The sequence below is a fragment of the Aquimarina hainanensis genome, from assembly GCF_042684685.1.
GTDB lineage: Bacteria > Bacteroidota > Bacteroidia > Flavobacteriales > Flavobacteriaceae > Aquimarina > Aquimarina hainanensis.
In genome coordinates, this window is sequence record NZ_JBHULX010000002.1 from 94,374 (window position 1) to 116,451 (window position 22,078).

Annotated in this window: 16 protein-coding genes; 8 read left to right on the forward strand and 8 right to left on the reverse strand. The window is 33.8% G+C overall.

Annotated elements, in window-relative coordinates:
• Positions 1-40: 40 nt before the first annotated feature.
• On the reverse strand, positions 41-895 hold the full coding sequence (gene purU / locus ACFSTE_RS03200; protein ID WP_176029367.1) for a formyltetrahydrofolate deformylase: 855 nt from the start codon (positions 893-895) through the stop codon (positions 41-43).
• A 589-nt stretch (positions 896-1,484) separates the two neighbouring features.
• On the opposite strand from purU, the gene ACFSTE_RS03205 reads away from it, so the two are divergent.
• On the forward strand, positions 1,485-4,916 hold the full coding sequence (locus tag ACFSTE_RS03205; protein WP_378256255.1) for a methylmalonyl-CoA mutase family protein: 3,432 nt from the start codon (positions 1,485-1,487) through the stop codon (positions 4,914-4,916).
• Between the two features lie 324 nt (positions 4,917-5,240).
• On the opposite strand, the gene ACFSTE_RS03210 is transcribed toward ACFSTE_RS03205, so the two are convergent.
• The 4 genes from ACFSTE_RS03210 to ACFSTE_RS03225 all read right to left on the reverse strand — a co-directional run bounded on the left by ACFSTE_RS03210 (position 5,241) and on the right by ACFSTE_RS03225 (position 9,598).
• Complete coding sequence (locus ACFSTE_RS03210) at positions 5,241-5,945, reverse strand: hypothetical protein (RefSeq protein ID WP_378256253.1); 705 nt, start codon at positions 5,943-5,945, stop codon at positions 5,241-5,243.
• A 197-nt stretch (positions 5,946-6,142) separates the two neighbouring features.
• The gene (locus tag ACFSTE_RS03215; protein WP_378297960.1) at positions 6,143-7,990 is read right to left on the reverse strand and encodes a histidine kinase; all 1,848 of its coding nucleotides are present in this window, start codon (positions 7,988-7,990) and stop codon (positions 6,143-6,145) included.
• Between the two features lie 35 nt (positions 7,991-8,025).
• Positions 8,026-8,775 (reverse strand): LytR/AlgR family response regulator transcription factor, encoded by a 750-nt coding sequence (locus ACFSTE_RS03220; protein ID WP_176029371.1) that lies wholly within the window; start codon positions 8,773-8,775, stop codon positions 8,026-8,028.
• A 391-nt stretch (positions 8,776-9,166) separates the two neighbouring features.
• Entirely contained in the window at positions 9,167-9,598 is a 432-nt protein-coding gene (locus ACFSTE_RS03225) for a hypothetical protein (protein ID WP_176029372.1), read from the reverse strand.
• Positions 9,599-9,732: 134 nt separating this feature from the next.
• On the opposite strand from ACFSTE_RS03225, the gene ACFSTE_RS03230 reads away from it, so the two are divergent.
• The 5 genes from ACFSTE_RS03230 (at position 9,733) to ACFSTE_RS03250 (ending at position 15,313) form a co-directional block, all read left to right on the forward strand.
• Positions 9,733-10,173, forward strand: coding sequence for an Lrp/AsnC family transcriptional regulator (locus ACFSTE_RS03230; RefSeq protein WP_176029373.1), 441 nt, complete (start codon positions 9,733-9,735; stop codon positions 10,171-10,173).
• Positions 10,174-10,358: 185 nt separating this feature from the next.
• Entirely contained in the window at positions 10,359-11,507 is a 1,149-nt protein-coding gene (locus ACFSTE_RS03235) for a hypothetical protein (RefSeq protein ID WP_378256248.1), read from the forward strand.
• Positions 11,508-11,602: 95 nt separating this feature from the next.
• Entirely contained in the window at positions 11,603-13,156 is a 1,554-nt protein-coding gene (locus ACFSTE_RS03240) for an alanine/glycine:cation symporter family protein (RefSeq protein ID WP_378256246.1), read from the forward strand.
• A 46-nt stretch (positions 13,157-13,202) separates the two neighbouring features.
• A complete protein-coding gene (locus ACFSTE_RS03245; RefSeq protein ID WP_378256244.1) occupies positions 13,203-14,396 on the forward strand; it encodes a DUF418 domain-containing protein in 1,194 nt (397 codons plus the stop codon).
• Between the two features lie 374 nt (positions 14,397-14,770).
• Positions 14,771-15,313 carry a sigma-70 family RNA polymerase sigma factor gene (locus ACFSTE_RS03250; protein ID WP_378256242.1) on the forward strand — a complete coding sequence of 181 codons (543 nt, stop codon included), beginning with the start codon at positions 14,771-14,773 and terminating at the stop codon, positions 15,311-15,313.
• Between the two features lie 629 nt (positions 15,314-15,942).
• Here ACFSTE_RS03250 and ACFSTE_RS03255 read toward each other — a convergent pair.
• A complete protein-coding gene (locus ACFSTE_RS03255) occupies positions 15,943-17,163 on the reverse strand; it encodes an MDR family MFS transporter (protein ID WP_176029376.1) in 1,221 nt (406 codons plus the stop codon).
• A gap of 343 nt (positions 17,164-17,506) precedes the next feature.
• Between ACFSTE_RS03255 and ACFSTE_RS03260 the strand changes: the two genes are divergently transcribed.
• Entirely contained in the window at positions 17,507-18,118 is a 612-nt protein-coding gene (locus ACFSTE_RS03260; protein WP_254884006.1) for a DUF1684 domain-containing protein, read from the forward strand.
• On the opposite strand, the gene crcB is transcribed toward ACFSTE_RS03260, so the two are convergent.
• Both crcB and ACFSTE_RS03270 read right to left on the reverse strand, forming a co-directional pair.
• A complete protein-coding gene (crcB, locus tag ACFSTE_RS03265; RefSeq protein ID WP_176029377.1) occupies positions 18,115-18,489 on the reverse strand; it encodes a fluoride efflux transporter CrcB in 375 nt (124 codons plus the stop codon). The genes ACFSTE_RS03260 and crcB overlap by 4 nt on opposite strands.
• 392 nt (positions 18,490-18,881) lie before the next feature.
• On the reverse strand, positions 18,882-19,916 hold the full coding sequence (locus tag ACFSTE_RS03270; protein WP_176029378.1) for an SRPBCC family protein: 1,035 nt from the start codon (positions 19,914-19,916) through the stop codon (positions 18,882-18,884).
• A gap of 101 nt (positions 19,917-20,017) precedes the next feature.
• Here ACFSTE_RS03270 and ACFSTE_RS03275 point away from each other — a divergent pair, with 101 nt between their 5' ends.
• Positions 20,018-22,078 carry a dipeptidyl-peptidase 3 family protein gene (locus tag ACFSTE_RS03275; protein ID WP_378256236.1) on the forward strand — a complete coding sequence of 687 codons (2,061 nt, stop codon included), beginning with the start codon at positions 20,018-20,020 and terminating at the stop codon, positions 22,076-22,078.

Here is a 22,078-nt window from a genome sequence, read left to right on the forward strand (position 1 = left end):
AGATAAGGACGAGAAGAAATTTTTCTCGTCCTTAGTTTTTTTAAGAAAAAATAACAGTCTTATTATTATACACCCATACTTTTCGCTGTAAGTGATATTGGATAGCTTTGGATAATACAATTTTTTCGAGATCACGCCCTTTAAGAATAAAGTCCTGTACATTATGAATGTGAGAAACACGTACAATTTCCTGTTCTATAATAGGACCTTCGTCCAGATCAGAAGTGACATAGTGACTGGTAGCTCCAATGATTTTTACACCTCTTTTATAAGCAGAGTGGTAAGGTTTGGCTCCTGGGAATGCCGGTAAAAAAGAATGATGGATGTTGATAATTTTATTTCGGTATTTATCGACAAAACCAGGGGAGATAATCTGCATATATCGGGCCAGAACAATAAAATCTATTTTGTATTCCTCTAAGAGTTTTAGCTGGGTAGCTTCACTGGCAGCTTTGGTTTCTTTGGTGACAGGAATATGTTTAAACGGAATATTAAACCGTTTTGCTACTGCTTCGAGATCCGGGTGATTACTAATAATCAAAGGAATCTTGACATGCAATTCTCCAGAGGCATGTCTGCTGAGAATATCGTATAAACAATGATCGTATTTGGATACAAAGATCGCCATTTTTGCTGCTTTCTTAGGATTGTACATCTCCCAGTTCATAGCATATGGAATAGCAATCTGCTCATTAAATGCTTTTTTAAAAAGAGCGAACTTTTCCTCATCATGGTCAAATTCACATGCTAACCTCATAAAAAACTCGCCGACTTCATGATCCACATGTTGTTCTATATAAGTGGTATTGCCCTTTTTTTCCAGAATAAAGTTTGTAACGGTTGCGATAATTCCTTTTTTATCAGGGCAGTTGATCAATAAAGTTGCTTTTTTCATCTGTATTAATTTTATTGTTTTTTGTCATCTCAATAGGAAACTTACCCAGGATCATTGAAGCAGAATCAATATCATTGATAGAGTGTATTTCATACTATGAGAAAATTGAATAAAGAGCACTTTGATAGGTTGATGATGTTGCTATCAAATCTCTTGTTAATTGTTATAATTGAATTTGGATTAATAAATACGTTTTGTTGTTTATGAGCGTTTTATAGAATAAACATAGTAATAATCCCGAAAGGAAATTTCAAAAAAAAACAGAAACAGTTCCTTTTTGCGAATCTCTCTTTTTTTAGGAGGATTTATTATTGATTTGATAAAAATGAATGTGAGAAAAAATATTAAGTGAGATTAAGGGCTGTTTTTTTGAGAAATTCTACAGAAAAAGCTCCTTGATACCGTAACATCCTCAAATAATATATCAGAAGAAAAGGAAAAATTAACAAGAATGTAAAATCTTTAAAATTTTAACGATCACTCAAAAAAAAGATAATTATCTTTTGTTAAAGTATATAATTATAAAAGAATCTTCATTTTTGATGTGTATTTCGTAAATTAGCAGCACTAAAAATACTTTTTATAGCCAATGGAACAGATTGCACCTTATAAACCCAAAAACAAAGTCAGAATTGTTACAGCAGCTTCTTTATTTGATGGTCATGATGCGGCGATCAATATTATGAGAAGAATTATTCAGTCTACAGGAGTAGAAGTAATTCACTTAGGTCATGATCGCAGTGTAGAAGAAGTGGTTAATTGTGCCATACAAGAAGATGCAAATGCAATTGCGATGACATCGTATCAAGGGGGACACACAGAATATTTTAAATATATGTTCGATTTGCTAAAAGAAAAAGGAGCAACACATATTAAGATATTCGGAGGTGGAGGAGGAGTAATCCTTCCGGAAGAGATCAAAGAATTAATGGACTATGGAATAACCAGAATTTATTCTCCGGATGACGGTCGTGAGATGGGGTTACAGGGGATGATTAATGATCTGGTAGCGAATGCAGATTTCCCCATAGGAGATTCCCTTAATGGAGAAGTAAACCATTTGGAGGAAAAAAATATTGGAGCAATAGCAAGAGTGATTTCTTCTGCAGAAAACTTTCCTGATATTGCCAGAGAGACCTTGGAGCAGATTCATGAAAAGAATAAGGATAGTACCATTCCTGTATTGGGAATTACAGGAACCGGAGGAGCAGGAAAATCTTCATTGGTAGATGAATTGGTGAGAAGGTTTCTGATTGATTTTCCTGATAAGACAATCGGTCTTATCTCAGTGGATCCATCTAAGAGAAAAACAGGAGGAGCCTTATTAGGAGATAGAATTCGAATGAATGCAATCAACTCTCCCAGAGTGTATATGCGTTCTCTGGCTACAAGACAGTCCAATTTGGCATTGTCTAAATATGTAGCAGAAGCAATAGAAGTATTAAAAGCAGCAAAGTTTGACCTTATTATTCTGGAAACATCCGGAATAGGACAGTCTGATACCGAGATATTAGAACACAGTGATACCTCTCTTTATGTAATGACACCAGAGTTTGGTGCAGCGACACAATTAGAGAAAATCGACATGTTAGACTTTGCAGATCTGGTAGCGATTAATAAATTTGATAAACGCGGCGCCCTGGATGCATTGAGAGATGTGAAAAAACAGTACATGCGCAATCATAATTTATGGCATGTAAATCAAGACGATTTACCTGTGTTTGGAACCATCGCTTCTCAGTTTAATGATCCGGGAATGAATACGCTGTATAAGTCGATTATGGATAAAATCGCAGAAAAAACAGCCTCAGGACTAGTGTCGAAATTTCATATCTCTAAGGAGATGTCCGAAAAGATTTTTGTAATACCTCCAAGTAGAACCCGATACTTATCAGAAATATCAGAGAATAACAGGTCTTATGATAAAAGAGTAAATACGCAGGTAGAGGTAGCTCAAAAATTATTCGGAATTTATAAAACCATGTGCAGTGTAGCAGAAACAGAGTTACTGTTGACCAAAAATGGGATTGAAGAAGAAGGATTGAAAGCAGCAGAGACTACTGAAAATGCAGATTTCTTAAAGTTATTGCTGGCTGAATTTGATCGGGTAAAACTCAATCTGGATCCTCATAACTGGGAAGTGATCACTGGTTGGAAGGACAAAGTAAAAAAATATAAAGACCCTATCTATACATTTAAAGTAAGAGATAAGGAGATAAAAATAGAAACACATACCAAATCACTATCACATTCTGATATTCCAAAAGTTGCTTTGCCAAAATACGAAGCCTGGGGAGATATTCTGAGATGGTGTTTGCAGGAAAATGTTCCTGGAGAGTTCCCATTTGCTTCTGGTTTATATCCGTTTAAAAGAACGGGAGAAGACCCTACCCGTATGTTTGCTGGAGAAGGAGGACCGGAACGTACCAACAGACGTTTTCACTATGTGAGTTTGGGAATGCCGGCAAAGCGTCTTTCCACAGCTTTTGATTCAGTAACTCTATACGGAAATGACCCGGGAGAGCGACCTGATATTTATGGAAAAATAGGAAATGCAGGAGTGTCTATCTGCTGTCTTGATGATGCCAAAAAATTATATTCTGGTTTTGATCTGACTCATGCTCTGACTTCGGTAAGTATGACAATTAACGGACCAGCTCCTATGTTGTTAGCTTTCTTTATGAATGCAGCCATTGATCAGAACTGTGAAAAATATATCAAAGAAAACGGGCTGGAAAAAGAAGTTACAGCAAAAATAGAGAAGATTTTTAAGGAGAAAGGAGTAGAACGCCCGAAATACCAGGGAGAACTGCCAGAAGGAAATGATGGTTTAGGACTGATGCTTCTCGGAGTAACCGGAGATGAGGTATTGCCTCAAGACATATATGATGAAATAAAACAAAATACGCTGAATACAGTAAGAGGAACGATACAAGCAGATATTCTAAAAGAAGATCAGGCTCAAAATACCTGTATCTTCTCTACAGAGTTTGCACTGCGACTAATGGGAGATGTTCAGGAGTATTTTATAAATAAACAAGTCCGTAATTTCTACTCAGTTTCAATTTCCGGATATCATATTGCCGAAGCAGGAGCAAATCCGATTACCCAATTAGCCTTGACATTGGCAAATGGATTTACTTATGTGGAGTATTACTTGAGTAGAGGAATGGATATTAATAAATTCGGACCGAATTTATCATTCTTCTTCTCTAATGGAATTGATCCAGAATATGCAGTGATCGGTCGGGTTGCCAGAAAAATCTGGGCAAAAGCCTTAAAGTATAAATACGGAGCAAACCCCAGAGCACAGATGTTGAAATATCATATTCAGACATCAGGACGTTCATTACATGCTCAGGAAATTGACTTTAATGATATCCGAACAACCTTACAGGCGCTATATGCGATTTATGATAATTGTAATTCATTACATACAAATGCATATGATGAAGCAATTACTACTCCTACAGAAGAATCTGTACGAAGAGCTATGGCAATACAGTTAATTATTAATAAGGAATTAGGACTTGCTAAAAATGAAAACCCAATTCAGGGATCCTTTATTATTGAAGAGTTAACAGATCTTGTAGAAGAAGCCGTACTTACAGAGTTTGATCGAATTACAGAAAGAGGAGGAGTACTGGGAGCAATGGAAACGATGTATCAACGCAGTAAAATACAAGAAGAGAGTTTGTATTATGAAACACTGAAGCATTCGGGAGAGTTTCCGATTATCGGGGTAAATACATTCTTGAGCTCTAAAGGTTCTCCAACCGTACGACCTGCGGAAGTAATCAGGGCAACCGAAGAAGAAAAAGAATATCAGATTACTGCGCTGACGAATTTACATAAGAAGAATACGGAAGCGGCAGGAGATTTATTAAAATCCTTGCAGGATGCCGCCATCAATAACAGAAATATTTTTGATGAGCTGATGGAAGTATGTAAAAAATGTTCACTGGGTCAGATTACCGCTTCTTTATTCGAAGTAGGAGGACAATATAGAAGAAATATGTAAGTATAATGAATCAATGAAATAATCTACCCTCGGCATCAGTCGGGGGTATTTTTTTATCAGTAAAACCACCTCAAAAAAACAGAAAGTGCTATCTAGTACTATTGTACTATTTTTGATTTTAAATTTACTCATAACCTAGATTCACAAGTAAATTATTTGAATTCTTTACAAAGAAAAGCCTTGCAAAATTTGCAAGGCGCTAAAACTTTCACCTATTTAAGTGTAATCCACAACTAATTAAATCATATCTTTCTTAGAACTTAAGGCTATTGAAAAAAGACAGTCAAATTAATGACTGCCTTTAAAAGGAACTTTTATTTACTACTAATTACCACATCCAAAAGTTAAATATTCGGTTTGTTGGTACTGTGTAATTTCATATTTGTCCCACTGATAGCTATGCTGACTATCTAGCAAATCATTAGGGTATGAATACATATATGATCCGCCTGAAATTGATGTTGGATTTGGCGATTGCATTTGTGGCGTCATGTCTACATGAAACCTATCTACTCCCCATCCATCTGTACCTTTTAATCCAATTGCTGTACCTGTTGATTGAATTGTTGCCCAACATATAGGATTACTTAAGTTCACTTTTAAAAGAAAATAATCTGTGTTACCTTCTTCGAAATCATTTATTCCAACTCGGTCTAAACGTTTCACAAAAGTTAACACGCCTCTATCGGTTTGAAACTTTACTCTGGCATGCACTATACCATCTGTTCCGTGATTATTTATATTACTAGTTTTTGTAATAACTCTATATTTTAATATACTTCTTGGAAACTTTCCATTTTGCTCTTCTTTTCTTATATAATCTTTAGTTGCTTGTTCAAATTGAGCTAATGCTTCTTCTTTTGATACATCTTTAGAAAAGGTTCTGTGTAATACGATCTCAACATTATCAGACTCTTCTTCAAAAGAATCTGCTTCAATAGCAATATTTTCGTTTTCAGAGTTTAATTTACTTCTTTCACAAGACAGAATTGCCAGTGATGCTAAGACTAATAACAATGTTTTTCTCATGTCGTTTTTTTGGTTATAGTTATTTTATCGATGTTATAATAAGACTTATGCCACAATTAACATATATAGTATTATGGTCTCAAAACTATAACTGAAGTATTAAAAAAATAAGGAGCAATTAACCAATTAAGTATTTGAATTGATTAATGTTACTTTTCAATTGATATGTATTAAAAAGATCGATTTTCTCTGTCTCGTTAATCGAAATCTAGCTGTATTGGAATTTTAATTATTACTGTGGTACCTATTTCATTGCCATTGTCGTCGGTTTTATCAATAAAACGAACCTGATTGTTTACAGACGTATTAAGGTTTTTTAATCTGTTACTAGTAACCTCAATTCCTCGGGATACTTTATGTTTTATTAAAGTTTTAAATGCTATAGAGGCTTTTCTGCCTATTCCATTATCATCTACCTCACAACATATGTAAGACTCCTCTTTTTTAAACGTAATGGTTAATTGTTTATCATCATCTTTCTTGTTTAACAACCCATGCAAGATGGCGTTTTCAACAAAAGGCTGGACAATTAACATAGGAACTTCTGTAGTATCTGGTTCTAACTCATCTTGTATATTAATCGTATAATTAAACGTATGATGAAACCGAAGCCGTTCTAATTCTATGTATTGTTTTAATAGCTTTATTTCTTCCGATAAAAATACTGTATCTTCAAATGAACTATCTAATACTTTTCGGGTTAATGAACTAAACTTGCTTAAGTATTGTATGGCTAAGTCTTTTTTATCAGACAAAATTAAATGCTGAATAGACACTAATGAATTAAAAATAAAATGAGGATTTATTTGAGACCTTAACGCTTTGTTATTATTTATAAAAGATTCTTTTTGAAAGTACAACTTGGCTTTATATTCTTGATGAACTTTGTAAGCTAAACCTATTGCAAAAATTGTAATCTCTAGAGTACCTCCTAGTATCATATACTCTACTTTTTTAAAAAACATTAGCGCTAAAGCTCCAATCATATATAAAAAAGACCCGCAAACTATAAAGTAGGTCAAATGATTCTTAGCATATTTAATTAAATAAATCATGCCCCCTATTCCAAATATCGTCATGATGATGCGTTGTATATTCATGACATATATGTTCATTTCAAAATGGTTAAACAGAAAAAATATAGAATCAAGACCTATTATAAACACCAATACATATGTAATTGTTTTAAGTATTTGATTAAGCTTAGGGTACGCTGTTTTAGTAGATAAATAATAAGACACAAAGATTACATAACACAGATTAATAAACACTTGTGATATTTCATTAACCCAATAAAAGGCTAGCCGATTGTCTCCAAAAATAAAATACTTTATCCTAAATACATCACCTGTTAAATACACAAACAACCAAAAAACATAAAGCGAATAAAACAAAAACTCTGTCCGTTTTGAAATTATAAAAAATGCAAACGTGAGGATAAATACAATTAAACAGACCCCGCTAAACATATGCCTAAGGGCAAACATTTTAAGTTGTTCCCAATCGTAATAGGCATCTTGTAATAGTATTGTACTTGGAGAGGTGTAATAAAATTTAATGCTTGAAATAGGTTTAAACTTTGTAATATACTTTATCTTAAGGTATATATACCTGTTATCGATTAGTTGTTTAGTAGTAAACGAAAAGTCACTATAGTGTAAAACAGGATTTGATATATTACTAATTTGAAACCTGCCGACCATTTTTTCGGATATATTGCCATTTGTATTATAATAAACCGATGCATAATCATATTTTTCCGGTACCAAATACCAAATACTATCTTTTATATGGTTACGCTGCTGTGTTAAGTCAATTTTAATCCAATATATTTTTTTAGGATGTGTTTTACGGTTATTATAATAATCTATAGATTTAAACCGACTATTACATTGCAATACTTCTTCTATGGTTAATGTGTCGGTAGAAGTTTCAAATAGCCTATAAGGCAATTCAGCTTGAAAATGAGTTGGTAAATCTTGCGTAGCAATACTGTTATAAATTAATATAAAGACACCAACTATAGCTGTTATATATGTAGACATTGTGTTTTAGAAAAGAGCTAAAGAATTCACTCTTACTATAAATAACTCATAGCATGTATAAATGTGTCTTTTTTAGCTTTTGAAATATTAATATGGTCATTATTACTCATCAAAATATACCCGCCATCTGATTTTACATACTTTTTTACTTCATTAAGGTTTATTAAATAACTATTATGAACCCTCATAAAGCTTTTATTTACCAGTAAGTTTTCATATTCTTTTAAATGTTTACTAACTAAAACCGAAGTTTTATTTTTTAAGAAAAATGAAGTGTAAGAACCATTGGCTTTACAATAAATAATATTTTCTATATCTATAAACTCGAAGTTATCTACAGTTGACAGGCAGAGCTTCTGAAGTTTTGGTTGCTCTTTTAAATTATGTATAAGTGTTTCTAATTTGTTTTTATATAATTCCTCACTTTTCTCTTTTTTGGCTTTTTTAATTGCGATTTCGAGCTCATCAACATCTATAGGTTTTAACAAATAGTCTAACGAACTAAATTTAATTGCTTTTAATGCGTAATGCTTAAAAGCAGTTATAAATATGATATTAAAGCGTATTGGATTTATTTTTATAAGAATATCAAAACCGGTTCCTGATTGTAATTCTATATCTAAAAATACGATATCTGGATTATTAATTGCAATTGCAGATACAGCATCGTCTACAGAGTCTACAGACGCCATTATAGTAATGTCACTAAATCTATTTTTAAGTATGTTGCTTAATACTTCCCTGCTATGACTTTCATCATCAACAATGATTGCTTTTAATCCCATGAACTACTAATACTATTTTAGTTTATCTTGGAGGTGATTCAAGCTTTTTAATTAATCATTTTTAAATATTATTTTTAAATATTATTTTTATTAAAATACTACTATTTTTCAACTATTTATTAGTTAGTTAAGTCAAAAGCTTGAATCACTTCCTTTTGTTATAAATTATAACGTAATAAATTTAAAATATTTTAATCTAATTCTTTAGTGTACGTAAATGAAGTGAACTAAATTTTTAGAAGAAATAAAATGATTTTTAGGTGATTACGATGTTATTACACGTAAATCTCTAAAAATAATTCGTTTGTACACAATGCTAGACAAAGATACAATTGAAATGAAAATAGCTCCCTGTATTCCGAATATGGGAAGAGGTCAGTCTTTAAACTGTCTAAGGATTGGAGGTATCATATTGAGCAGACCACAGCCAAAATAACTCTCTCACTTTGGAAAGTTCTTTTTTTAACAACCGAATCATATTTTTATCCGTTTTTTGGTGATGATCAAAATGCTCAATGCAATTTCTTAACGAAGAAATGGTTCGTTCGATTTTGGATAGATTCTCAAACGTCATAGATGGGTTTTTAGAAACCTCTGCTATATTGATAGATTCTACTAACTGTAGTGAATGCATGGTGATATAAGAAGAAAACCGATCAGATAATTGATTGGAACGCTTCATTTCCAAAACATTTTTATTGTTAGAAAAATGAGTCGCAACACTTCTGCTGATTTTAAAAAACTGAATGGCTTTTTTTGATAACCTCCTGCCTAAGGAAGCTTTATGAGAAGATGTACTCGAATATAGGGGCGACTTTGGCATGACGTATATAATAATGTGTTGTGTTTTAGTTATATCAAAATTAAGAACAAGATTTTTATTTATATCTTTAACTTTTAAAGCTAAAGTTTGTTTTTGGTTTAAAAATTATTGTATAAATACTTATTTGTTAAAATATGAAGGTTGACAAGTTAAGCTGGGATATTTTAGAAAGTTTACAGGAAAATGCCCGGTTGTCGAATGCAGAAATAGGGCGAAAAATAGGGTTGAGTTCCCCAGCAGTTGCAGAACGAATTAAAAAAATGGAGGACTGTGGAATCCTACAAGGATATAAAGCAGATGTTTCTCATATGAAATTAGATTATCAGCTTAAAGCATTTATTAGTCTCAAAGCCTTTATGGGAAGATTAAAACCGTTTTTAGCAAAGGTTTCTGACTTTACGGAAGTATTGAATTGTTATAGAATTACCGGAAATGAAAATATCATTATGGAGGTGGTCCTGCAGGATCAATTGCATTTACAGGAATTTATCGATAAGTTGATTACGTATGGAGAGGCAAAAACAAGTATTGTATTATCTCATATTGTAGAAAACAAACCGATAACCAAGTACTAACAAAAAGATATATTGATCTAGGGAATATTTATATATGAACTAGCTGTTAGTAGATCTATAGATATACTCCCGAAACGGGTTTTGTCGTATGTGTATTTCAGTAAACTCAAATGATAAATAGTATTATTTTTATTTTCTACAGAGGGAAAGATTGTAGCGCATGAATAAAAAAAACACCAGATAGAATGTTGCATTTTATACTAGAAAACTCAGTAACAGCAATTGCATGTTTGATAACTGCTTTTGTGATACAGCGAATTTATCACAAAGAGAAACAACGGAAAGACCCCATGAGAACAGTGGATGGAATTAAGTGGTTTGGATTAGCTATATGGGCATGGGGAATTGGAGCATTAGTAAATCTGGTGTTGATATATGGATTGAGGATGCAAATCACGGATAAAATTGTTATTTATTTCGGAGTTCTTTTCTCATTGGTCAATTCATTATTTATTCTACTGTCATTACCATCTATAGAGCATTATAAAAGAAGAAATATCATTGTTCGAATGGTAGAACGCTTTTCTGAGCGGGAGTTTTCTATATTTTTTGGAGGGATTCTCATGATGATTACTTTTGTTTTTATAATGGCTTCTTATAATAATCAGGCGATTAGTAATAGTTTTATTTGGGGAATAGACATTCCTATTTCTGTGGTGGTAGCTTTCTCATTGCTCAATGAGTTAAAAGAAGCATTTATCAATAGAAAAATGAAGTTTATGTACCTTCCATGTTTTGCATTGTTCTTATTGATTATTGTAGCAGTCACCCTTAGAATTATTCCTCAGAATCAGATTGATCAGATTGTATCCCCAGAATTTTGGGCATTAGTAAGAGTAACAACCGCATTATCTTATAAAATCCTTTTTATCTTATTGTTTTCTATTTTGTTATACAGCTGGAAATTTCTTTCAGAAAAAGAATTAAAAGAAAATACTATTGGGAAGCTGGAGGGAGAGAAAAAGAAACTGGTAAAAGAGATACGACAGTTGCGAATTGCGAATGAAAGCCACCTTTCTACTATTGACATGTTGCAGAAAAAGCGAAGAGAAGCGATAGAAAAGGTTAGGGATTTAGAAAAAGCAACGAGGATTGTATTGTCGGATCGCCAGAAAGAAGTTTTAGGTAATTTAGGAGTTTGTGGTAGTGATAAGTCGTATACGGAAATAGCAGAGGCAATGCGTATAAGTGTTGATGGATTCCAGGCACATATTTATCAAATCAAAAAAATACTAAATATTAGTGGAGCAGGAGGAAAAGAGCAACTCATTGCATTTGCGATAGAACACAATTTATTAGAACATGCCACCATATCATTAAAATCGGATGAGTAAGCATATACTTAAGTACTAGTGTTTATGAAAAAACAGTAGGGAGTAACCTTTTGAATATATCGAGGTAAGGGCATATTTGTGTCAAATTTTATAAGATGAAATTTGATATGACACGTTTTTTTACTGCTGTTGTTGCACTTTTTTTTGGGGGATCAGAAGGGTACGCAAAAGCTTATCAGGAGCCTACCATAGATGAGCAAATTAATGAGAGTTTTCAGGAAGCAACTTCGTGGTTTTCGGATGCAATTTTTGCCGAAATCCCTATTACATCTCAGGTAGGAATTCCTTGGACCTTGGTAGTACTACTATTGGGGGCTACGTATTTTACCATTTATTTTAGAGGGATTAATATTCGCAAATTTTGGACAGCAATTCAGGTGGTCCGGGGCGTATATGATGCTTCAGAACATCATGAGAAAGAAAAAGGAGAGGTAAGTCACTTTCAGGCATTGACAGCTGCTTTGTCTGCAACTGTAGGCTTAGGGAATATAGCAGGGGTGGCTATCGCATTGTCAATAGGAGGACCAGGAGCTACCTTGTGGATGATTCTTGTCGGTTTTCTTGGAATGGCTTCTAAATTTGTAGAATGTACATTGGGAGTGTCTTATAGAGAGATTAACTCAGCAGGGACTGTTTTTGGAGGTCCTATGTATTACCTGACAAAAGGCTTGGAAAAGAAAGGAATGAAAAAGTTAGGGCGGGTGTTAGCGATTGTCTTTGCTGTAATGTGTATAGGAGGCTCTTTTGGAGGAGGAAATATGTTTCAGATTAATCAGGCATTTATGCTCTTTGAACATGTAACCGGAGGAGAACATAGTATTGTTTATAACAGAGGGTGGTTCTTTGGATTGATTATGGCAGTTTTAGTAGGAATTGTAATTATTGGTGGGATTAAAAAAATAGCCAGTGTCACGGATAAAATCGTTCCGGCTATGGTCGTGATGTACGTATTGGCTGTCATTACTGTTATCGGAATTAACTATAGAGAAATACCAACAGCTATAGAAACAATTTTTTATGGAGCGTTTACAGCAAAAGGGGTTAGTGGAGGATTTATAGGAGTATTGATTCAGGGGTTGAGAAGAGGTGCTTTTTCTAATGAAGCAGGAGTAGGTTCAGCTTCTATAGCTCATGCTGCCGTAAAAACAACATTCCCTGCAAGTGAAGGACTGGTGGCATTGTTGGAACCATTTATAGATACTGTAGTTATATGTACCATGACAGCGTTGGCATTGGTTATTACAAATCAAATAACTGTAGGTAGTAGTATCTCGGACGCAGAAGGAGTATTATTAACAGCCAGAGCATTAGAAAGTGGAATTTCATGGTTCCCATATGTGTTGTCTTTTGCTGTGATTTTGTTTGCATTTTCTTCTATGATCTCCTGGTCTTATTATGGATATCAAGCCTGGTCATTTTTATTCGGAAGATCAAAAAAAATGGAATACCTGTACAAAAGTATTTTTTGTGTATTTGTCATTATTGGAGGAGCAGCAAGCCTTACCTCAGTAACCCATTTCTCGGATGCGATGATCTTTGCAATGTTAGTGCCTAATATGATTGGTCTTGTAATACTAGCCCCTAAAGTATTAGATGAGTTAAAACGATACGAAACCTATATTCGAATGAAACGAAATCGTAAACAATAAAAGAGTAATTGCCCTTTTTTTCGAGTAGAAACTACAGATCAGATATATGGAATATAAGCGAATAGAATCATTAGATGTCTTAAGGGGAGTTGCCATTCTGGGAATATTAATTATAAATATTCATTATTTCTCAACCCTGACGATAGAACGATATAAACCGATTATTCACGGAGACTTTTCAGGTGCAAATAAATGGCTGTGGATTATATCCTATACGTTCGTAAAACAGCGTTTTATGACCTTGTTTTCTATATTATTTGGTGCAGGGGTTTTTCTGATGTATACCGTTAATAAAAAGAAAGGTAGGGAAGCAACTAAACTACATTATGTGCGGATGTTCTGGTTACTTGTTTTTGGGTGTATACACGCATATCTGATTTGGTGGGGAGATATTTTAGTGAATTATGCACTTTGTGGATTGGTAGTATATGGGGTGAGAAACTTGTCTCCAAAAATAATATTCTGGATAGGAGGGAGTATATTAATAGGGCTACTACTTCCTGATATCTATAAATTTTACATTCAAAAAGCGACAGTAGACATTCCCGAAGAGTTCTGGAACCCTAGTAAAGAAAGTATTACAAATCAGCTGAAGGAGTTTTCCGGCTCATGGTGGGAAGAAACACCTAAAAGGATTAATAAAGCACTATATTATCAAACTACTTCCTTCTATACCTATAGTTTTTGGAGAGTTAGTGGATTAATGATGATCGGTATGGGGCTCGTAAAAACAGGGTTTATAACAGGAAAATTGTCTAAAAAAAGATATTATAATGATCTGATTATTAGCTCGGCTATTGGGTTGCCTATGAGCATGTTGAGTGTGTATTTATACCTGGATAGTAATTTTGATTATGCGATGTTTTCTACCTCTGTATATATCTTGTTTTATATAAGTTCAATGGTAATGGCATACACATATATATGTATACTTATTTTATGTATTCAATCGTCTTTGTTTAAAAAAGCAAGAAAAGGATTGAGTAATCTGGGAAGGATGGCTTTTACTAATTACATCTTGCAGAACGTAATTTGTTCCCTTCTGTTTTATGGGTATGGATTGGGGTATTATGGCAAAGTTGATCGGGTGTTTTTATTGTATACTGTATTGGTAATATGGGGAGTGCAATTATTGTACACTACAATATGGCTGCATTTTTTTAGGTACGGTCCTTTAGAATGGTTGTGGAAGTCCTTAACCTATGGAAAAAAATTACCATTCAAAAAAGGAAAGGAATGATTTTTCAGGATGTAATTTGGCATGAGATTTGTTTTATAAATAGTGATAAGTTTATATTTCTTGTGTGAGGACATTAGTATGGGAAAACTAAAGAGAGTACAAGATAAAAGATAAGCCACCTCAGATTCTGTGGGTGGCTTTTTTTTGAAAAAAATAAAAATAAATGCGTCTTTTTTGGTTTTTTTGAGTCTACTATATGAACTTTAAAAATACTTAAAATGAAAATAGATCAATGTACCTGTAACTGTGCATCTTGCCAGGAAGGAAATTGTGAAGGATGCAGCTGTGCCGATTGTAACTGTCATGCATGTAATTGTTAATTAAAAAAATCACACAGCTTTGTCAATAGGATAAAGCTGTGTTCTTACTATACTATGAGTACAACACAAATTTGGAATACATATAAAGATGAAATTTCCTCTTTTATAAGAAGAAAGGTAAATGATACTCATGTTGCCGAAGATTTAATTCAGGAGACATTTATAAAAGTACATTTGAAAATTGGAAAGGTAAAAGATAAGACAAAAATCAGAGCCTGGATATATGCGATTGCAAGAAATGGGATATATGATTTCTTTAAAAAACAAGCCCTGCCTGTACCTATAGATACTGTACAATTTGCAGAAGAAGTAACAATACATGAGCATACCGAAAAAGATTGTCTGCCCGGAATAATACGTACCTTACCAGAACGATATAAAAAAGTTGTATATCTGTCTGATATAAAAGGAATGAAAGCTAAAGAAATTGCTACAATACTAAACAGCCCTTTATCGACGATAAAATCAAAAATTCAAAGAGGTAGAGAATTGGTAAAAAAAGGATTTATTGATTGTTGTGATTATCAGGTCAATAAAGAAGGTAAATTAATAGGAGAGAGAAAGCATAAAAACGAATGCAAAGTCTGCATGGAATAATCATAATAGAAAAATTAAAATTGCATTTCATCGATAAAATATGTTTTTTATCGATGTTTTTTTGTGTTATTGGTTTGTGATTACGGAAAAACCGTATCTAACTATTTATATTTGAACCAGTTAATAATATACTGTAAAACTTTCTGTTAAGTCATTTTTTTGAACTTATGACGATAAGTGCGAAGATATTGATTTATATACGGTTTAGGGTAAATAATGTGTGAGGACATTAGAAGTGAAGTGCAACGCTATGGCATTTGGTCTAAAGAGAGTACGTTATTTATCCCAAAAAACCCAATCCATTTTTAGATTGGGTTTTTTAGTCATTTTTATAAGGTTTATAAGTGATTTTTGGCACTTAAACGATATAAAATAGCATTTTATCGACATTTTGTTAATAACTTATGTGGAATGCTTACAAAAATGAGAAAGCTTTGTTGTATATTTGTTTCATAGTCAACGTATAGCAAGATTAACATTGATACAGACGTATTTCATGAATCTTATGAATGTTAATTTTGGAATACAAAAAAGGGCTGAATAGCGTGTGAGGACATTAGAAGTGACATGCTGTGCTATGGCATAGAACCTAAAGAGAGTACGAAATTTGACCCCTAAGAAAAGCATTCCTAAGCCCTAGGAATGCTTTTTTCATTATGTTCTCTTTTACGTACAATTACTAATAGTACTGAACCTATTAAAGCAAGTACTCCCATAAATATCCAACCATTATCATATCCATATGATTCTATAAGCTGCATACCCGTATTATGTCCAAAGATATGTGCTAAAGAAAAAGACATACTATAGAGCCCCATATAAGCCCCCTGACGTCCTTTTTTAGAACGCTTTAGAGCAAAGGCATTCCCAAAAGGAAATGCAATCATTTCCCCCAAAGTCGCAATAACCATTCCTATGATAAGTATGCCAAACCATGGAGATACTAATAGTAGAATAAAGCTAATTCCTGTAAGAATAAAACCATTCATTACGCTTTGTACCTGTGTGAATTTTGTTTTCTCCAGGTAAGCAATTAGTGGCATCTCACACACAAAAATTAAAGCACCATTTAATGCGAGAATAAGCCCGATTGTCTTTTCTGATAGTAAGTGTACTTCTTTGTAATACAGAGGAATTGTCGAGAAATACTGGACAAAAATAAATCCAAACAATGCCAGTGCGATAAGGAAAATGATATAAGTAGTATCCTTATAAGGAGAGATAGGGTTCTCAATTACCTTTTCTTTATCTAATACTTTTGCGACCTTGGGGTGCAATGTTTTAATCATAATTAATCCCGCGATGATACAGGTAATCCCATCAACCCAGAAAAGCCCCTGATATCCGATAGTCGCAATAATAATTCCTCCCAGAGCCGGACCCATTGCGAATCCCAGATTTATGGCGAGACGGATAAAGGTTAAAGATCGGGTTTTGTTTTCAGGTTTACTATATGCACTTAAGGCAACAAAAAATGCCGGACGAGCAGTATCGGCAATCGCTATAAGTATAAAAAAGCTAATACAGATACTCCAAAAAGAAGTAAAGTACTGAATGATAATAAATGAAATTCCCGTCAGGAATAAAGATGTAAGGATAATTTTGTAATACCCGATTAAGTCACTTAGTTTTCCTCCTAACCAAGCTCCAAATAGAGATCCTAAACCGTAACTAGTCATGATCCACCCTACCTGTTCCAGGGAAAAACAAAGGCTGTCCGTAAGATATAATGATAAAAACGGAATCACCATAGCCCCGGTTCTGTTAATTAATGTAATCAATGCCAGCCACCATACTTCTTTTGATAGCCCGGAAAAAGAATCCATGTAGTTTTGTAGTAATTTTTTCAACACAAACGATTTTAGTCAATGAAGTTTTGAGATAAAAGACTACTTACATCGTTTATTAATAAGATGAATAAGGTAAAGGGGAGACTTATGGTTTTTTAGCTTTTCAAAGAATAAACAAAAGATGGTAAGAATTGCTTTTAGTACGTATAGAATGATAGAACGATAAAGTCAAAAACAATAATTCGAACATCCTATACTTTTTGCTAAAACATCACCTTGATTTTATTAATTGAACTAATTTATCCTGCAAAACTAGCATTAAAAAAATTAAAAAAACGCTAATTTTAGATAAAATTAACGTTCGCTTTTGGGAAACGTTTGTATTTTTGCAAAAAAAATAGAGGTGTACAGAATTTTTTACGGGCTTATTATTCTCTTTTTTAATGGAATAGCACAGCAATCAACTGTGGTTGAGGATGTGCTGAAATTTCAGTCAGCGTTGAATGAAAAATTTGCGTCAGAAGAAATGTCACCGTTGCCATCTGAAGATTTTGAAAATTTTAAGAATCTGGATTTTTTCAAAATTGATCCTTCCTTTTCTGTACAAGCCACATTTGTCCGAACTCCCTATGAAACTCCCTTTGTTATGAAGACCACCACCAATAGGGAACCGATTTATGTAAAATATGGAGAAGTGCATTTTCAATTAGAAGATAAAGAATACATATTAAATGTATATCAGAATCAAATGCTGGTTACTCAGGAAGCATATAAAGATTATTTATTTCTTCCATATACGGATATGACCAATGGAAAAACTACCTATGAAGGCGGACGTTTTATCGATTTGAAAATTCCAGAAGGAAATGAACTGATATTGGATTTTAATAAATCGTATAATCCATATTGTTGTTATAACGATAGGTATTCCTGTCCTGTTCCTCCCGTAGAAAACCATCTGGAGATAGAGATTCCAGTAGGAGTTAAGAAATATCTTCGCTCAGAAGAGCACTAAAAGAATTTGGCGATCAATATACCAGCAAATACTGCAGCCATTCCCAGGATGACAGATCCGAACGTATAGAGTGCGAAAGATGTAATATCCCCATTTTTTAAAAATACCTGATTCTCATAGGCAAAAGAAGAAAAAGTAGTAAAGCCACCACAAAAACCAGTAGCCAATAGTAAAGCGATGCTTTGAGAAGCAACAGGGTTGTTTTTTAATAAATACCCTAGAATACATCCGATAAAAAAACAGCCCAAAACATTTGCTGTCCATGTTCCATAGGGAATTGGTGATGAAGATGTATTTAAAAGTTTCCCTAATAAATATCGGGCAATACTACCACTTCCTCCTCCAATAAATACCAATAGTAATTGTTTCATGTTTTTCGCTTTTATATGTACTGCTTACTCGATAATCAAGATGTAAATATTGTAAGGATTGCCCTCATAATTACTATAACTATGTATGTCAGCATCGAAGCAGTTTTCTAAAAAAAAAACTATGCTGATCTGGTGTAAATTTACGACAATACTAACTATAATTATCGTTAGTTGGTAGGAGGCTATTAAAAAAATAAAGAGAGAGTACCTGAAAGGTGTAGTTCAGAAAGAATAACGTTTGTATAGAGAAAAGCAAAACTCCATGTTACTAACCAAAAGTAACACGGAGTCTGTATGGTATCGCATTCCTGATGAATACCAGGAAGCAGTTGAATATTGTTGATATACTAATTCCGGAAAACTCCGAAATACGATCATCTTACGGATCGATTTTACTTAACCGGGATATAGATCTCGGTAACCCATGCAGCAGGGTTTGGATTTAGATCCGGGTTAATTCGGTATACCTCAAAAGCAGGAGACTCTTCATTCATCTCGAGATTGTTTTCTGCCATGTAGGTAAGACCGGCTTCCCAGGCTTCTTTTAGGTTTTTATAATCTCCTGTCAAGGTTATTTTTGTTACCTTTTGCTGAGGTAAAGAATTGCATAGTACTGTACTTTCATTAGGAACAACTACCTGATCTCTTGTTGGTATTCCAACAGAAAATATAGCTGTTCCTTGTTCTTTATTATACTCATTGTAGAGGGTAAATGGCATTCCGGTTTGTGGAATTTCATTTTCTCGAATATAGGTTTTTACCGCTTGTGATAACTCCTGTATTTTAGGGACAATTCCGGTAATAGAAGAAGCTGTAGCACTATACATATAATACCCACCATTATGCTCTGTAACTCCATCTACATTAATGGTATATACATCCATTTGCTTTTGCATATAGGCCTCTAATTTTTCTAGCCCCCTTTTATACATAGGACGAATATTGGCAGATAGGGTACTATCCTGAGTTACCCAAAAAGCTTTTTCCATAAAGGATTGTTCTCCTTTAATACCCCATGATACCTTAGTTTTTTTAGGAGCAATTTTTTCGAATTTCCAATAAACATCACTTCCGGATTCTCCAAAAGGAGTAATAAAGGTTATTTTTTGATCGATACTGGAGAAAGGAGCTATCTTTACAGTTTTCATACTTCCGTCTCCCTGAGTTTCACTTTTCCAGCTATATGAAGCATTCTCTCCACTAGTTTGATTGGGGTAGCTCATGATCAGATCATCAGACATGTCCATCCAGGGTCCCCATTTTTCCCAGGTCTTATATTCATTAACCGTATTGAAGATTAATTCATCAGGAGCATCTATTATTCTACTTTCTTCTATTTGATATTCCCCGTCAATAGTAGCGATATATACAGAACCTCCTATAACTATAAGAAGTAGAAGAAAGAATAGATATTTAATAATTTTCATTTAGAGTTAGTTAAGTTAAAATTAATTACAGAGCTAATATAATCAATTTTGACATCCTATTAATTTGTTACATTTGCCAAAAATATAAAACAAACTAATATATGAAGCTTACCAAGATCTTATTTTCCGTAGCTATCGGTAGCGCGCTGATAGCTTGTAAGAATGATCCTAATACTAAAGCAACAGAGGCTGTCGCTGAACCAGAAGTAAAAAAAGAAGAAGTAGTTGAAGATAAATTTAACTACGTTGTAGAACAGGTTGCAGACCTGAAAATATTGAGATATCAAATTCCGGGATGGGATAAATTATCTCTTAAAGAGCAAAAATTAGTATACTATCTAACTCAGGCTGGTCTAAGTGGTAGAGATATTATGTGGGATCAGAATTATAGATATAATCTTTCTATTCGCAAGGCATTGGAAAATATCTATACAACTTATGCAGGAGATAAAAGTACTGAAGAGTGGAGTGCTTTTGAAACCTACCTGAAACGCGTTTGGTTTTCTAATGGAATCCATCATCATTATAGCAATGATAAGATAAAGCCAGAATTTACAAAAGAATACCTAACTGGATTATTGACAGAGACAAAGACGACCTTGGTAAAAGAGGCAGTTGATGTTATTTTTAACGATGCAGATAATAAAAAGGTAAATCAGGCAAAAGATGTAGATAATGTAGCGATTTCCGCGGTTAATTTTTATGGTCCGGGAGTAACTAATGATGATGTAGTTTCATTTTATAAGAAAATGAAATCTCCTAATCCAGATAAGCCATTGTCTTATGGGTTAAACTCAAAATTAGTGAAGGAAAACGGAACACTAAAAGAATTAGTGTATAAATCAGGAGGATTATATGGAACTGCAATAGATAAAATTATCTTCTGGTTAGAAAAAGCACAAGGAGTTGCAGAAAACAAAGCACAGGGGGATGCTCTGGGCTTGTTAATCAAGTATTATCAAACAGGAGATCTGCAAACATGGGATGATTATAATGTAGCTTGGACTGCGGCAACAGAAGGAAATATTGATTATATAAATAGTTTTATAGAGGTGTATAATGATCCATTAGGATATAGAGGTTCTTACGAGAGTATTATTCAGATCAAAGATTTTGATATGTCTGAGAAAATGGCAGTTTTATCAGATAATGCACAGTGGTTTGAAGATAATTCTCCTTTGATGGATGCGCATAAAAAAGAAAAAGTAGTAGGAGTATCATATAAGGTAGTAGCGGTAGCAGGAGAAGCAGGAGATGCATCTCCAAGTACTCCAATAGGAGTAAACCTACCGAATGCGAACTGGATTAGAGCGGCTGTAGGATCTAAGTCTGTATCGTTAGGGAATATCATCCATGCTTATAATAATGCAGGAGGATCCGGAAGATTAAAAGAGTTTGTTCATGACGAAGAAGAATACAAATTAGAAGAGGAGTATGGACAATTGGCAGATAAGTTGCATACGGCACTACATGAAGTAATAGGACATGCGTCAGGAAAACTAAACCCAGGAGTAGGAGAGACTAAAGAAACATTAAAGAATTATGCATCTACAATGGAAGAAGGTAGAGCAGATTTAGTAGGATTATACTATTTGATGGACCCAAAATTACAGGAATTATGTCTGGTTACTGATTGGGAAAAAGTAGGAAAAGCAGCATATGATGGATATATCCGTAATGGGTTAATGACACAATTAATTCGATTGAATCTTGGGGATGATGTGGAAGAAGCACATATGCGAAACAGGCAGTGGGTAAGTGCCTGGGCATTCGAACAAGGCAAAAAAGAAGGAGTTATCGAAAAAGTAACCAAAGATGGGAAGACATATTTCGATATCAAAGATTATCAAAAACTTCGCGAGATATTCGGAAGATTACTAAGAGAGACACAGCGAATCAAATCCGAAGGAGATTTCAAAGCAGCTCAGGAGTTAGTAGAAGGATATGGAGTAAAAGTTGATCAGAAAATTCATGCCGAGGTGTTAAAACGCAATGAGCAATTCACTTCTGCACCGTATAGTGGATTTGTAAACCCGGTATTGGTTCCTGAAAAGGATGAAAATGGAGAAATCGTAAAGATTAATGTGACACAACCTAAGGATTTTGTGACACAAATGCTGGAATATAGTAAACAATATAACTTCTTACCAGAAGTGAACTAA

Excerpts from the sequence above, each read along its gene's own strand:
- purU (WP_176029367.1), bottom strand. The coding sequence starts at position 895 with ATGAAAAAAGCAACTTTATTGATCAACTGCCCTGATAAAAAAGGAATT.
- ACFSTE_RS03205 (WP_378256255.1), top strand. The coding sequence starts at position 1,485 with ATGGAACAGATTGCACCTTATAAACCCAAAAACAAAGTCAGAATTGTT.
- ACFSTE_RS03210 (WP_378256253.1), bottom strand. The coding sequence starts at position 5,945 with ATGAGAAAAACATTGTTATTAGTCTTAGCATCACTGGCAATTCTGTCT.
- ACFSTE_RS03215 (WP_378297960.1), bottom strand. The coding sequence starts at position 7,990 with ATGTCTACATATATAACAGCTATAGTTGGTGTCTTTATATTAATTTAT.
- ACFSTE_RS03220 (WP_176029371.1), bottom strand. The coding sequence starts at position 8,775 with ATGGGATTAAAAGCAATCATTGTTGATGATGAAAGTCATAGCAGGGAA.
- ACFSTE_RS03225 (WP_176029372.1), bottom strand. The coding sequence starts at position 9,598 with ATGCCAAAGTCGCCCCTATATTCGAGTACATCTTCTCATAAAGCTTCC.
- ACFSTE_RS03230 (WP_176029373.1), top strand. The coding sequence starts at position 9,733 with ATGAAGGTTGACAAGTTAAGCTGGGATATTTTAGAAAGTTTACAGGAA.
- ACFSTE_RS03235 (WP_378256248.1), top strand. The coding sequence starts at position 10,359 with ATGTTGCATTTTATACTAGAAAACTCAGTAACAGCAATTGCATGTTTG.
- ACFSTE_RS03240 (WP_378256246.1), top strand. The coding sequence starts at position 11,603 with ATGAAATTTGATATGACACGTTTTTTTACTGCTGTTGTTGCACTTTTT.
- ACFSTE_RS03245 (WP_378256244.1), top strand. The coding sequence starts at position 13,203 with ATGGAATATAAGCGAATAGAATCATTAGATGTCTTAAGGGGAGTTGCC.
- ACFSTE_RS03250 (WP_378256242.1), top strand. The coding sequence starts at position 14,771 with ATGAGTACAACACAAATTTGGAATACATATAAAGATGAAATTTCCTCT.
- crcB (WP_176029377.1), bottom strand. The coding sequence starts at position 18,489 with ATGAAACAATTACTATTGGTATTTATTGGAGGAGGAAGTGGTAGTATT.
- ACFSTE_RS03270 (WP_176029378.1), bottom strand. The coding sequence starts at position 19,916 with ATGAAAATTATTAAATATCTATTCTTTCTTCTACTTCTTATAGTTATA.
- ACFSTE_RS03275 (WP_378256236.1), top strand. The coding sequence starts at position 20,018 with ATGAAGCTTACCAAGATCTTATTTTCCGTAGCTATCGGTAGCGCGCTG.